Annotated in this window: 11 protein-coding genes; 6 read left to right on the top strand and 5 right to left on the bottom strand. The window is 64.5% G+C overall.

What is annotated here, in order from left to right:
* Positions 1-2: 2 nt before the first annotated feature.
* Complete coding sequence (locus CH249_RS07260) at positions 3-656, bottom strand: TetR/AcrR family transcriptional regulator (protein WP_032395478.1); 654 nt, start codon at positions 654-656, stop codon at positions 3-5.
* Positions 657-780: 124 nt separating this feature from the next.
* Between CH249_RS07260 and CH249_RS07255 the strand changes: the two genes are divergently transcribed.
* The 4 genes from CH249_RS07255 to CH249_RS07240 are packed head-to-tail and all read left to right on the top strand — an operon-like array spanning position 781 to position 5,256.
* Positions 781-1,914, top strand: a complete 1,134-nt coding sequence (locus CH249_RS07255; protein WP_032395479.1) for a VOC family protein — start codon at positions 781-783, stop codon at positions 1,912-1,914.
* The gene (locus tag CH249_RS07250; protein ID WP_032395480.1) at positions 1,911-2,846 is read left to right on the top strand and encodes a fumarylacetoacetate hydrolase family protein; all 936 of its coding nucleotides are present in this window, start codon (positions 1,911-1,913) and stop codon (positions 2,844-2,846) included. The genes CH249_RS07255 and CH249_RS07250 overlap by 4 nt, the downstream gene beginning before the upstream one ends.
* Positions 2,843-4,444 carry a bifunctional 3-(3-hydroxy-phenyl)propionate/3-hydroxycinnamic acid hydroxylase gene (locus CH249_RS07245; protein ID WP_094681647.1) on the top strand — a complete coding sequence of 534 codons (1,602 nt, stop codon included), beginning with the start codon at positions 2,843-2,845 and terminating at the stop codon, positions 4,442-4,444. Before CH249_RS07250 ends, CH249_RS07245 begins: the two co-directional genes overlap by 4 nt.
* Positions 4,441-5,256, top strand: a complete 816-nt coding sequence (locus CH249_RS07240) for an SDR family oxidoreductase (protein WP_094631926.1) — start codon at positions 4,441-4,443, stop codon at positions 5,254-5,256. Before CH249_RS07245 ends, CH249_RS07240 begins: the two co-directional genes overlap by 4 nt.
* Here the strand turns inward: CH249_RS07240 and CH249_RS07235 are convergent.
* From CH249_RS07235 to CH249_RS07225, 3 genes are read right to left on the bottom strand one after another with little or no spacing between them, the layout of a single operon-like run.
* Positions 5,253-6,353 carry a lipase family protein gene (locus tag CH249_RS07235; RefSeq protein ID WP_094646589.1) on the bottom strand — a complete coding sequence of 367 codons (1,101 nt, stop codon included), beginning with the start codon at positions 6,351-6,353 and terminating at the stop codon, positions 5,253-5,255. The two genes, CH249_RS07240 and CH249_RS07235, sit on opposite strands and share 4 nt — an antisense overlap.
* A 53-nt stretch (positions 6,354-6,406) precedes the next feature.
* Entirely contained in the window at positions 6,407-7,531 is a 1,125-nt protein-coding gene (locus CH249_RS07230) for a HoxN/HupN/NixA family nickel/cobalt transporter (protein ID WP_082073880.1), read from the bottom strand.
* A 27-nt stretch (positions 7,532-7,558) separates the two neighbouring features.
* Positions 7,559-8,920 (bottom strand): MFS transporter, encoded by a 1,362-nt coding sequence (locus CH249_RS07225; RefSeq protein ID WP_094681646.1) that lies wholly within the window; start codon positions 8,918-8,920, stop codon positions 7,559-7,561.
* Between the two features lie 186 nt (positions 8,921-9,106).
* Here CH249_RS07225 and CH249_RS07220 point away from each other — a divergent pair, with 186 nt between their 5' ends.
* A complete protein-coding gene (locus tag CH249_RS07220; RefSeq protein ID WP_179273164.1) occupies positions 9,107-10,159 on the top strand; it encodes a DUF3068 domain-containing protein in 1,053 nt (350 codons plus the stop codon).
* Between the two features lie 80 nt (positions 10,160-10,239).
* Here CH249_RS07220 and CH249_RS07215 read toward each other — a convergent pair whose 3' ends face one another.
* On the bottom strand, positions 10,240-10,842 hold the full coding sequence (locus CH249_RS07215) for a TetR/AcrR family transcriptional regulator (RefSeq protein WP_094681644.1): 603 nt from the start codon (positions 10,840-10,842) through the stop codon (positions 10,240-10,242).
* Between the two features lie 114 nt (positions 10,843-10,956).
* Between CH249_RS07215 and CH249_RS07210 the strand changes: the two genes are divergently transcribed.
* Complete coding sequence (locus tag CH249_RS07210) at positions 10,957-12,534, top strand: carboxyl transferase domain-containing protein (RefSeq protein WP_094681643.1); 1,578 nt, start codon at positions 10,957-10,959, stop codon at positions 12,532-12,534.
* Positions 12,535-12,536 lie beyond the last annotated feature (2 nt).

The following is a 12,536-nucleotide window of genomic DNA, read 5'->3' as shown; positions in this document are numbered from 1 at the left end:
GGCTATGCGCTCTCACCGTCCACGCTGGGAACGTCACTCATCGGCGGGAGCGGCCGGGCGCACAGGTCACGCGCATCGGCGTCGGACATTCCCAGCGCGAGCAGCACGCTGTACGCCATTCGATCCACGGCCTCGTTGTCGTCACGATCAGGTTGCTCGAGCAGTAGCTGGCCCAGACCGAGCAATGCGCCTGCCACCAGAGCCAAGGACAGCTGTATGTCCTCGACCCGGAAGTACCCCGCATCGACTCCGGCGACGATGTCCCTCGCCGCACGTGGACCGAGACCGTGCTGCGAGGTGATCAACTCGGGACCGGAGTGGATGAGCACGCGGCTGAGTTCTGGTTGCAGGCGAAAGAGTCGGCCGGAGATTCGAAACGATCGAGTGAACGCCTCGGCGGGGTCGGCGTCGACATCGGTCAGCGAATCGAGATAGCCGCCCAGCAACTCCAGGGCACCGTCGACCGCCGACTGGAACAGCTGCTCTCGACTGACGAAGTGGTTGTAGAACGACCCCATACCCACGTCGGCGGCCTGGGTGATCTCTGCGATCGGCGCGTTCAGTTCGCCGCGGGCGATGAAGCCCTGCGCCGCTTCGATCAACGCTCCACGTGTGCGGGCCTTACGGCGCTCGAGTCGATTCGGGGTTTCGGTCATGGTCCCTACTTCTGTCTGCGCTGGTCGACGGCCTGACTCTTCCTCATGGCTGACGATTCTGTCAATACTATTGACTGACGGCACTGTCATAGGTGACGATATTGTCACCAACGAGGGAGGCTCAATGGCACAGGACGTCGACGGCCACAAGGACATGCACGTGGACCAAGGCGCGCTCACCGGCGAGCACCCCGGTCGCGCGAAGGATCCCATCATCAAGGTTCGGGACATCGCGTGGTTGGAGTTTCGCAAGCCGGATCTGACCAAGGCCGAGGCGTTCGCCGTGGCCTTCGGTTTCACCGTCTCGCTTCGCACTCCGGAGGAGATCCATCTGCGAGGTACGCACGTCGGCGCACCGTGCGTGATCATTCGTCGCGGCAAGCGAACACGCTTCGTGGGCGCAGCCTTCGCCGCCGCAGACGATGCCGACCTGATGAGGCTGGCCGAGGCCACCGGGCAGCGCGTCCAACGACTACCCGACACACTCGGCGGTGTCGCCGTGAATCTCACCGACCCGGGTGGACAACCCGTCCAGGTGGTGTCCGGGTACACCGAGCATCCCGAGCTGCCCGGCCAGCCAGCGCACACCTACAACTTCGGCGACCCGCGCTACCGACTCAATGCGACGCAGCGGCCTCCGCGTCAGCCCGCCCGAGTCCAACGTCTGGGACACGTGGTGCTCCAGCGCACCGGCTACCTCGAGAACCTGAACTGGTACCTACATCATCTCGGACTGATCGTCAGCGACTTCCTCTACTACGACGGCCAGCGTGATCGCGGTCCGGTGATGAGCTTCATCCGCTGCGATCGTGGCAACACTCCGGCCGATCATCACACTCTCGCAATGACTCTCGGTCCGTCCAACCGGTACGTACACTCGGCCTACCAGGTGTCGGATCTCGATGCCATCGCCGCGGGCGGGGAGTACCTGACCCAGCGCGGGTACCGGCATTCGTGGGGTATCGGCAGGCACATCCAGGGCAGCCAGATCTTCGACTACTGGCGGGATCCCGACGGTTTCCTGGTGGAACATTTCAGCGACGGCGATATGTTCGACAGCTCCCTCGAGCCCGGCTGGGCACCGATGACCGCATCCGGCCTGGCTCAGTGGGGGCCGCCTGCGTCCAAGGACTTCCTCGGGATCGCGCCGAGCAAAGCGTCTCTGCACGAGCTCAAATCGATCATCTCCTCGCTACGCACCGACAACGAATTCGACACCGAACGCCTTCGCGGCCTGATGAAAGTGGCTTCCTCATGAGCATCGCTGTACTGCGCACCGCCGACGCCTGGTGGGTGGAGACCCCGGCCGGGGCGTCCCGAATCGACACCTCGGCCACCACCACCGCCGAGCTACTCGCCGATCGAGCGGCCATCGAGTCGGCGCGCGAGTCCACCGATGTCGTTGCCGTGGAGACATTGTCGCCGATCTCGCCGGTCACCGCGCCCTGCCGAATCATGGCGAACATGACGAACTTCGTCTCGCATGTGAAGGACTCGGGAATGAACCCCGAGACGGTGCCGCTGACGTTCTTCCGCAAGACCTCGGGCTCCATCAGTGGACCCACCGACGACGTGATCAAGCCCGCGCACGTCAAACTGCTGGACTACGAGATCGAGATCGGCTTGGTCTTCGGCAAGACCCTCACCGTCGGCACCAAGATCGACGCGTCCAACGTGGCCGAGTACGTGGCCGGGCTCGTGATCACCAACGACGTCTCGGCGCGCGATGTCCAGTTGCCCAAAACTCAGTTCTACGAGGGCAAGTCGTACCCCACCTTCACGCCGGTCGGGCCGCGCCTCGTACTGCTCGAGGCCGGCGAGTTCGACCGGTTCGGAGACCTCGCATTGACCTTGCGCGTCAACGGCTCGGTCCGACAGGACAGTACGGTCGCCGACATGATCTACCGTCCGGTCGAATCACTGAAGGCGCTGAGCAAGTTTCAGCGGATCGATCCGGGCGATCTACTGCTCACCGGTACGCCGGGGGGCACCGCACTGAAGGCCCCCGCCAAGCCGATCGAAATGATCGGATCGCTGGTTCCGCCGTCGGTCAAGTGGAAGGTCTTCTTCAAGAAGCAGGCCAAGAATCCGGCGTTTCTGAAGGACGGTGACGTGCTCGAACTGACGTGCTCCACTCCCGACGGAGCCCTCGATCTGGGAGTCCAGCGCACCCGGGTCTCCTACCGATGACCGAAAACACGTCCGACGGTCGCCACTTTCCCGTGGTGATCGTCGGCGCCGGTCCGACGGGCATGACCGCTGCGTTGCTGCTGGGTCGGTACGGCGTGCCCTGCCTCGTGTTGGACAGGTGGGAGGACGTCTACCCACAGCCTCGCGCGGTCCATCTCGACGACGAGGTGTTCCGCATTCTCGGCGATATCGGCCTGGCCGATGACTTCGCGGGAATCTCGCGCCCCGGTCGCGGACTGCGATTGTGCGACAAGCAGATCCGCACGCTTGCCGAGTTCGAGCGGGATCCCGACGATCGACCGCACGGGTATCCGCAGGCCAACATGTTCGATCAGCCCGATCTCGAACAGCTGATGCGCAAACACATCTCACAATTCGAGTGCGTGGAGATGCGCGGCAATTGCGAGATCACCGACGTCCAGAATCTGAAGAATTCGGTGCGGGTCCGGTACGACTCGACCGTGGACGGGACCCCACACTGGGTGACCGCCGACTACGTACTCGGCTGCGACGGGGCCAACAGCATCGTTCGAGCCTCCATCGGTTCGAAGATGCACGATCTCGGCTTCGCACAGCGATGGTTGGTGGTCGACATCGCCACCGATGCGGACCTCGATCAGTGGGACGGCGTGCACCAGGTATGCGATTCCGAGCGATCGGCGACCTACATGCGCATCGGCCCGACCCGCTATCGCTGGGAATTCCGTCTGCACGACGACGAGACCATGGACGCCTTCACCGACCTGGCGTCGATCGGTCCACTGATCGCGCCGTGGCTGGAGTCTGTGGACGAGCCCGAGATGGAGCTGATTCGCTGCGCCGAGTACACCTTTCGGGCACAGGTGGCCGACCGGTGGCGTGATCGCCGGGTTTTCCTCCTGGGCGATTCCGCGCATCTGACGCCGCCCTTCATCGGGCAGGGGATGGGCGCTGGGCTCCGAGATGCGCGCAACCTGGTCTGGAAGATCGTCGGCGTGCTCGACGGGCATCTGAAGGAAACCTCGCTCGACAGCTACGAGACGGAACGAAAGACGCACGCCAAGCAGATGATCGAGTTGGCGGTCGCGATCGGATGGGCCATGACCGGCGGCAGCCGACTCACCGGCATCATGCGCACGAACATCGCACCCGCTCTGGGGTATCTGCCGTTCATCGGCGCGAAGGTCACCGCCAGCACCACGCCGTCACTCGGCCGATCGCAGTACGTGTTGCGTTCGCCCGTGCCGGTTCGCACTCTGGCCGGAAAGCTCTGCCCCAACAGCACATTGGACAATGGAATGCGCCTGGACGACCTCGCGCCCGGCCAATTCCTGTTCGTCTCGTCGACGCCCTTGTCCATCGGGCACCGTCGAGAGGTCGAACGTCGCGGAGCCGTCGTCGTCGAGGTGGCGGCGTCGTCGGATCTCGGGGCCTGGCTGCGCAGCGGGCATGCTGTCGCTGCCATAGTCCGACCGGACCGCACCGTCATGGCGTCGGGCACCTCGGTACCTTCCCTGCACACCAAGGTACCGACCACCGCTTTTCGTCGGCAAGACTGCCCGGCACACGTTGCGACGAAGCCGAGACCTACCCGCACAGCAACAAAGAGGCGTAGATGAACACTGCACTTGTCACCGGAGCGACGTCGGGAATCGGCGAGGCCGTCGCCGAAACTCTCATCGCCCGCGGCTATCACGTCATCGGCACCAGCCGTAACAGCTCGAAGGTGGCCGCCCCGATCCCGGGCGTCGACTACCGCGATCTGGACCTGACGGATCCGCAATCGATCCGTGCGTTCGTGGACGAACTCGGCGACTCCCCGATCGATGTGCTGATCAACAACGCAGGCGAAAGCCAGTGCGGCCCACTCGAAGAACTCCCCATCGAGGCGATCACTCGGTTGTTTCAGCTCAACGTGTTCGGCGCGATCGAGTTGACCCAGGCCGTATTGCCGGCCATGCGTGAGCGCGGCCGCGGCAGAATCGTCAACATCGGCTCGATGCTCGCGAGCTTCCCCCTGGCCTACCGTTCCTCGTACGCCGCAACCAAGGCCGCGATCAAGGGCTTCAGCACGGCGGCACGGTTCGAGCTCGAACCGTACGGAATCGACATCACCACAGTCGAACCCGGCTCGATCGCCACCGGCCTGTCCGCCCGTCGCACCAAGTACTGCGGACCGCATTCGCCCTACCTACGCGATTTCACCACGGTGATCGCGAAGCTCGACGCCAAGGAGGCACAGGGCATCACGGCCGAGACGGTCGCGAAGACCGTGCTGAGAGCGGTCGAGGACAAGAAGACCCTCCCGATCTACGCCGTCGGCAGCAATGCGCCCGCAGTGTTTCTCGCCAAGCGGTTGTTACCACGCACCGTGCTCGAGAAGTTCACGGCCCGCGCATACGGATTGCCCGGCAAACGCCCGGTCGGCTAGCGAAGCAGTCCTGCGACGAACGGGATCGTGTCGGCCTGTGACTGGACGAGGGCTCCACTGTGGTCGGTGTTGTAGGCCCGGAACGTCACCGGCTGACCGTTGGCGGTCAGACGCGCGACGTAGGCCGCGGTGGTCGGAAACGGAACGTCGATGTCCTGGAGACCGTTTCCCATGAAGAAGGGCTTGTCGAATCCTGTTTCGGGCATCGCCATGTAATCGTCGAGCACGGCCGTGAAATTGGGCAGGCTCGTCAGTGGCGCGGTGAAGAAGTCGCCGATCGTCACACCGTCGAGTTGTTCCTCGAAGTCCGATACGCACTCCGTCTCGGCCAGGTCTGCGTACTTCTTTCCGAGCGGGGTCAGGATGTTGTCCAGTCCGAGCTCGGGATGCGCGTAGCGCAGTGATGCGCCGATGTACGCGACGTAGGCGGTCAGTCCCGACGGCAGCTCCACCGGCGGAACGCCCGGTGCACCGATCGAGACCAATTTCTCGATGTACGCGGGAGTACCGGTGCCGACCGCCCCTCGGTAGTCGAGCTCGGGGCCGCCGAATTCCGTTGCGTACCGCGCGGTGTAGATCGCTGCTCCGCCGCCCTGCGATTGGCCGACGGCCACCCAGGATCGCGACAGGGCTTCGCTGTGGTTGCGGCCCGCCTTGACCATGTCCACGACGTTGTGTGCCGTGGTTCGACCGTCGAGATACGTCGGCAAGCCGGGTGTTCCGAGGCCGGCATAGTCGCTGGCCACGATGGCGTAACCCTGCGCGAGCCAGTTTCCCAGGTACGGCAGATCGCGCTCGGCGTACGCCGGACCGATCATCGACGGCGCACACGAATCCCCAAGACCGGATGTGCCGTGGGCCCACGAGATCACCGGCCAACCACCCGCGGGCGGCGTGCCGGGCGGCAGGAAGACGGTGCCGGTGCTCAGCGCTTTGTCGCCGAACGTGTCGGTGGTGACGTAGGTGAGCACTTCGGCCGAGGCCGCGCCGGGAACCCACAGTTCCTGCGGCAGATCACGAGTCGAGACGACGTCGCCGATCTCCTGAGTGATCGCCGGTGCTGCGGAAGCAGGTGCGGCCAGCAGCACCGTCACCATGCTCGACGCGACAGTCGCGGCAACTGCGAGAGCACCGATCCGACGACGAGAGGTCACTGGGTCTCCATTCCGTTCGAGTGCGCGAAGCCACCGCGTTCGTCGATGCGCGCCACCTTGTAATACACGACCGCACCGATCCACACGACGAAGAACGTGCCGACGACGAGTTGGCCGGCCAGATTGAGATCGATGACGGCCAGCGCGTCCCACAGGCCGCCGGTCAGCTCGAACTGCTCGGCGAGCAGCGACAACAACTGCACCGTGCCGATCACCAATGCCACGAAGACGGACAGTCCCGTCATCGTCATGTTGTAGTAGATCTTGCGCACCGGCGTCACGAACGCCCATCCGTACGCCTTGGACATGAAGATGCCGTCGATGGTGTCCATCGTGGTCATGCCCGCGGCGAACAGAACCGGCAGCGCGATGATCGCCATCGGCGGAAGTCCGCCTGCCATGGCCGTCGTGCCTGCGATCGCAAGCAGACCGACCTGAGTGGCGGTGTCGAATCCCAGCCCGAACAGCAGACCCAGCGGGTACATCTGCCACGAGTGGTTGATCAGCTTGTCGTAGCGGCCGCGGAACAGTCGATTCATCAGCCCACGCTTGGCCAGCAACTCGTCGAGGCCGGCTTCGGTGAACTCACCTCGTTTCGCGCGTCGCCAGACTCCGACGATTCCCGCGAGCACGGCGATGTTCAACGCTGCGATGAGATACAGGAACGTTCCGGACACGAGCGTGCCGATGATGCCGCCGACTCCGGCGAATGCGTCCTGGAACGCCGTGGCCTGGGACGCGACGAAGGCGATAGCGGCGACGAAGACGAACACGACCGTCGAATGACCGAGTGAGAAGAAGAGCCCGACGGCCAACGGCCGCTTGCCCTTCTGCAGCAGAAAGCGGGTGGTGTCGTCGATGGCCGCGATGTGATCGGCGTCGAAGGCGTGCCTGAGCCCGAGTGTGTACGCCAACACGCCTGCTCCGGCGTACACGAGGGTGCCGTCGGCCCCGGTCAGTCCATGGATGCTCGGGATGGAGTCGTAGTGCGTGAACAACCCCCATCCGATCACGTGCAGAGCGGCTACGAAGCCGGCCATCGCCAACAGGCGGGGAATCTCGTCGAGAGTGAATCGACTCTGCCGTCGGCCGACCTCGGCGCGCGAAAGCTCAATCGTCATGGAGACATTGTGGCCGACGACAACGAATTACTCTTCCTGCGCGGCCGCGGCCAGGACGCGTCTCGCATCGGGTTCGACGGACCAGTAGGCAAGGAGAGCCAAGATCCCGCCGACGGCCAACAGCGGTAGCAGCGGAACCAGGCCGACGGTGAGTGAATCGGCCGCGTCGGACACCACGCCGACCAGAAGCGGCCCGACGGCACCGCCCGCGGTCGCGGCGATCTGAAGCATGCCGAATCCCAGACCCCGATCCCGGGCCGGGACCACGTCGGCGACACATGCGGTGAGCGTGGGGAGGGCAAAAGCCGAGAAGAAGGCGAAGACGGTGAGAAGTACGACGAACACCACCATGGCGTTCATGCCGAGCGCAATCGACATGAACACACTGCCGAGGAGAATTCCGCCACCACCCAGCACTACTCGCCACTGGGCGAGGCTGGTCCCGATCACGGCCCTTCGGGTTGCCATCGCCGCGACGAGCGTGCCGAGAACGATTCCTACAAGCGTCATTCCACCGCCCGCCGTCGCGGCTGCCGATTCGGACAGGCCGTACCGGCGTTGCAGCAGACTCGGAAGCCAGAAGGTCAGGCCACCGATCGACAGGCTCATGACCGTCAGAGCCGCACCGGTGAACCACAGCGTTCGGATGGGCAGAAGTCGGCGGAGCTGGGCGGCAAGCGGGCCGGACGGCGTGGGAGCCTCCAGGCTCGGGTCCGCGCGGGCCGCCAACCTGTCGGCGTATCCGCGTTCCGGTTCCTTCAGACGTGAGACGAGCACTGCGACAAGCAGTCCCGGGATCGTCATGACCATGAACGCCCCGCGCCAGCCCAGCCAGTCCGCCAGCACACCACCCAGAACGATGCCGGCACCGCCCAGATACGCCGAGGTTCGCCACCAACCGAACGCGGTGGATCGTGTTGCGGGCGGATAGAAGTCGGCAAGCAGGCTCGCGCTCGCCGGGTTGTCCACCGCCTCCGCGGCGGCAAGACCGACCCGCACGAGGTAGAAGATCAGGAACGTGGGCGCAAGCGCGGAACCCAGCGTCGCCAGAGACCACAGAACGACCACCCAGGTCACGATCCTGCCGCGATCGTGACGATCGGCGAAATACGCAGCCGGTATCGCCAGAACGCCCGCGGCGATCGCAGATGCACTGGGCAGCGATCCCGCCACTGCGTCGCCGAAACCCCATTCGGCCTGAAGCTGAGGGAGAACGGCGGCAACGAGGCTGAATTCGATCCGGTCCACGAAGGCCACGAGGACCAACACGATCGCCGGTCCCCAGCCGAAGGGAAGAAGAGCAGACCCGGGCCCGGACCGCAGCGTCCCGATGGTTCGCCAACGGCTGCCGCGATCGACCACTGGGCCTGGATCGATACCGGTCGCCATGCGTCGTCCCTCGATTCAGCGTCGTTCGAAACCAGTGTGCACCGCCGGGCACAATCTCAACATCGGTTGATGTCTCTGTCATTTCCCTCGAACGTGCTGACAGGTCACAACGCGGAAGCGGACATTCGACGCTTTCGTCACGGCAGGATGAGAAGGCCGAAGTCGAAAACAGTGGGGACGAAGTTCATGTCACGGGTGAGAATCGCGATGTGCCTGCTCGCAGGTCTGGGATCCTTCGCGATCGTCGTTGCGCTTCTGCTGCCCACCCTCGTGTACGACCGTCTGGCGGTCACTCCCCTCGACATCGCCGCCACGACAGTGGCCACCACGGCAGACGGAGCGGGCGGCGAGGTCCTCGACTCGAAGACGATCGCCGGCCCGGGGCCCTTGTCGATCGCAACCGATGTTCCCCTCGTTCTCCAGCGGTACATCACCGTGGAGGATCCCTCCGACGCAGACCGCGTCACCTTCCAGGTCGGAGCCACGGTGCGACGCGCCGACCGCGACGGCGATGAAGGCCTGCTGACCGCCTCGGTGGATCGAGTGACCAGCGACCGACGCACCGGCCTACCCGTCGAGCCGGCGGGATCATTGCAGACCACCGTCGATTCACCTGCTATTCCGCTGCCGCGCAATGGATTACAGCATCGCTTCCCCTTCGATACCCAGCCGATCACGTACACGGTCTACGACTCGACGGCGTGGACGAGCTTCGAGGCGAACTTCGTCGAGGAGATCACCATGGAAGGTCTGCCGATCTATCACTTCCGATCGATCGTGACCGAAGCCGACCTGTCGACCACGACGCAGTCACCGATCAACTCGGTCACCCTCCCGGCATCGAAGCGGGGACTGGGCGACGGGGACGAACCGATCACGATGAAGCGGTGGTACTCCAACGTTCGCGACATCTACGTCGAACCCAGAAGCGGAAGCCTGGTGTGGGGCAGAGAAACCCCGTACCAGTACTTCGCGAGAGATCCGCAGATCCCCGAGGTCACCATCTTCAAGGCGTCACTCGCTCTGAACGAGACGGGTCGCCTGGAGCAGGTGAACTCCGCACGCGACGCTGCGAACAGCCTGGCCTGGTTGACTTCTCGCGGACCACTCCTGGGATACGCGGTCGGTGGAGCCTGTCTCGTCGGTGCCGTCGCCGCCGGAGTGATCGGATCCCGTCGCGCGCGTTCGCCCGAGCCCACCCCACAGCAGGCGGACGAATCCGAGCGCGCGTCGGTGTAGGTGCGCTCGGCGTCCACAATTCGGATCCGAAAGCGGGATCGCGATCGTGTGGGCACATTGTGGACACTCAGGTCGGTGCGTCAGGCAGGAAGCCCCAACGCCCTCAGCGCCATTGCTCGCAAGACGGGCCTGGCAGTACGTGACGGACTGCGTCCCGCGCTGTAAGGCGTCGAATTGATCAGACCGAACACGCCGTGTGCCGCTGTGCGAGCGTCGGCTTCGTTCGACGTCGGGTCGACGGCGCACAGGACCTCGACCCACAGTTCGACGTACTCGCGCTGCATCCGGCGTACCTTGCGTCGAGCGCCCTCGGGCAGACTCTGCAGGTCGCGATCCTGGATTCTGATGAAGGCCGGTGTGTCGAAGGCGAAGTCGAGGTGGAACTCGACCAACGCGGACAACGCGTCCACGGCAGCCCCACCACGATGGACCACCGCACGGCCACCGTCGAGCAGATACCCCGAGATCCCGACCATCAGCTCGACGAGCACGGCCTCCTTGTTCGGGAAGTGACGGTAGACGGCGGGTCCGCTGACACCGACTGCCGCGCCCAGATCCTCGAGGCGCACCGAGGTGAATCCGCGTTCGGCGAACAGTGACGCCGCGGCGTCGAGCAACTGCTGCCGACGCTCGGCCTTGCGCTGCTCACGCACCGTGGTGGGCTTCGCCTCCAACTCCTGCACTGACTCCCCCTCGACCCTGGACTCTCGGTTAATCGTAGTTTACTATGATGTCAGTTATCAACCATTAACTGAACTCCTGTGACACCGGCGTCCAACCCCTAAGGCGTGCACCTCATGGCAATCGATATTGCTGCCAACCGGGCAGATCACGAGCTGCTCACCAGCGAGCTGGCCGAACGGCTCGCCGCGGCGGCGCTCGGCGGTAGCGAGAAATCCCGGGAACGACACATCGCGCGCGGCAAACTGCTCCCCCGCGACCGCGTCGACGAGCTGCTCGATCCAGGCAGCCCGTTCTTGGAGATCGCACCACTGGCTGCCAACGGTCTCTACGAAGACGAGTGCCCCGGCGCGGGAGTGATCGCCGGCATCGGACGCGTTTCCGGTCGCGAATGTGTGATCGTCGCCAACGACGCCACCGTCAAGGGCGGCACCTACTACCCCATGACGGTCAAGAAGCACCTGCGCGCGCAGGAGATCGCACTGCAGAACACCCTGCCGTGCATCTACCTCGTCGACTCGGGCGGCGCGTTCCTGCCACGCCAGGACGAGGTGTTCCCCGATCGCGATCACTTCGGCCGCATCTTCTTCAACCAGGCGACCATGAGCGCCAAAGGAATTGCGCAGATCGCCGCCGTCATGGGCTCGTGTACAGCAGGCGGCGCCTACGTGCCGGCGATGAGCGACGAGGCCATCATCGTCAAGAACCAGGGCACCATTTTCCTCGGTGGACCGCCACTGGTGAAGGCAGCGACCGGCGAGGTCGTCACGGCAGAGGAACTCGGCGGTGGTGATCTGCATTCGAAGATTTCCGGCGTCACCGACCACCTCGCCGAGGACGATCGAGACGCACTACACCGGGTCCGCCGAATCGTGTCGACGCTGGGGCCCCGCACTCCACGGCCGTGGGACGTCGTCACGACGCGTGACCCGGTAGCCGACCAGACCGAGCTCTACGACGTCGTACCCACCGATCCTCGCACGCCGTACGACGTGCGTGAGGTGATCACCCGGGTGGTCGACGGCGGCGAATTCGACGAGTTCAAGGCCGAATACGGCAAGACACTCGTCACCGGGTTCGCCCACCTTCACGGTCATCCCGTCGGCATCATCGCCAACAACGGTGTGCTGTTCGCCGAATCTGCCATGAAGGGCGCACATTTCATCGAACTGTGCGACAAGCGCAGTATCCCGCTCGTCTTCCTGCAGAACATCTCGGGCTTCATGGTCGGCCGCGACTACGAGGCAGGCGGCATCGCAAAACACGGCGCGAAGATGGTCACCGCGGTGGCGTGTGCCCGCGTCCCCAAGATCACCGTCGTCATCGGCGGTTCCTACGGTGCAGGGAACTACTCGATGTGCGGCAGAGCGTATTCACCGCGCTTCCTGTTCATGTGGCCCAACGCGCGAATCTCGGTGATGGGCGGCGAGCAGGCGGCGTCGGTGCTCGCGACGGTGCGCAGCGAACAACTCGATGCGGCGGGAAAACCGTGGAGCGACGAGGACCAGGAATCGTTCAAGGCTCCGATACGCGAGCAGTACGAGAGCCAGGGCAACCCCTACTATTCGACGGCCCGCCTGTGGGACGACGGCATCATCGACCCGGCCGATACCAGGCAGGTACTCGGACTGGCCCTCGCAGCGTGCGCCAATGCACCGCTCGAGCCGGTCTCCTACGGCGTTTTCAGGATGTGACG

The sequence above is a fragment of the Rhodococcus sp. 05-2255-3B1 genome (assembly GCF_002258545.1).
Taxonomy (GTDB): domain Bacteria; phylum Actinomycetota; class Actinomycetes; order Mycobacteriales; family Mycobacteriaceae; genus Rhodococcoides.
Note: the sequence above shows the minus strand (reverse complement) of the source record. Positions and strands in the feature narration are given on the sequence as shown.

Coding starts and splice junctions, on each gene's coding strand:
- CH249_RS07260 (WP_032395478.1), bottom strand. CDS start 656: ATGACCGAAACCCCGAATCGACTCGAGCGCCGTAAGGCCCGCACACGT.
- CH249_RS07255 (WP_032395479.1), top strand. CDS start 781: ATGGCACAGGACGTCGACGGCCACAAGGACATGCACGTGGACCAAGGC.
- CH249_RS07250 (WP_032395480.1), top strand. CDS start 1,911: ATGAGCATCGCTGTACTGCGCACCGCCGACGCCTGGTGGGTGGAGACC.
- CH249_RS07245 (WP_094681647.1), top strand. CDS start 2,843: ATGACCGAAAACACGTCCGACGGTCGCCACTTTCCCGTGGTGATCGTC.
- CH249_RS07240 (WP_094631926.1), top strand. CDS start 4,441: ATGAACACTGCACTTGTCACCGGAGCGACGTCGGGAATCGGCGAGGCC.
- CH249_RS07235 (WP_094646589.1), bottom strand. CDS start 6,353: ATGGTGACGGTGCTGCTGGCCGCACCTGCTTCCGCAGCACCGGCGATC.
- CH249_RS07230 (WP_082073880.1), bottom strand. CDS start 7,531: ATGACGATTGAGCTTTCGCGCGCCGAGGTCGGCCGACGGCAGAGTCGA.
- CH249_RS07225 (WP_094681646.1), bottom strand. CDS start 8,920: ATGGCGACCGGTATCGATCCAGGCCCAGTGGTCGATCGCGGCAGCCGT.
- CH249_RS07220 (WP_179273164.1), top strand. CDS start 9,107: ATGTCACGGGTGAGAATCGCGATGTGCCTGCTCGCAGGTCTGGGATCC.
- CH249_RS07210 (WP_094681643.1), top strand. CDS start 10,957: ATGGCAATCGATATTGCTGCCAACCGGGCAGATCACGAGCTGCTCACC.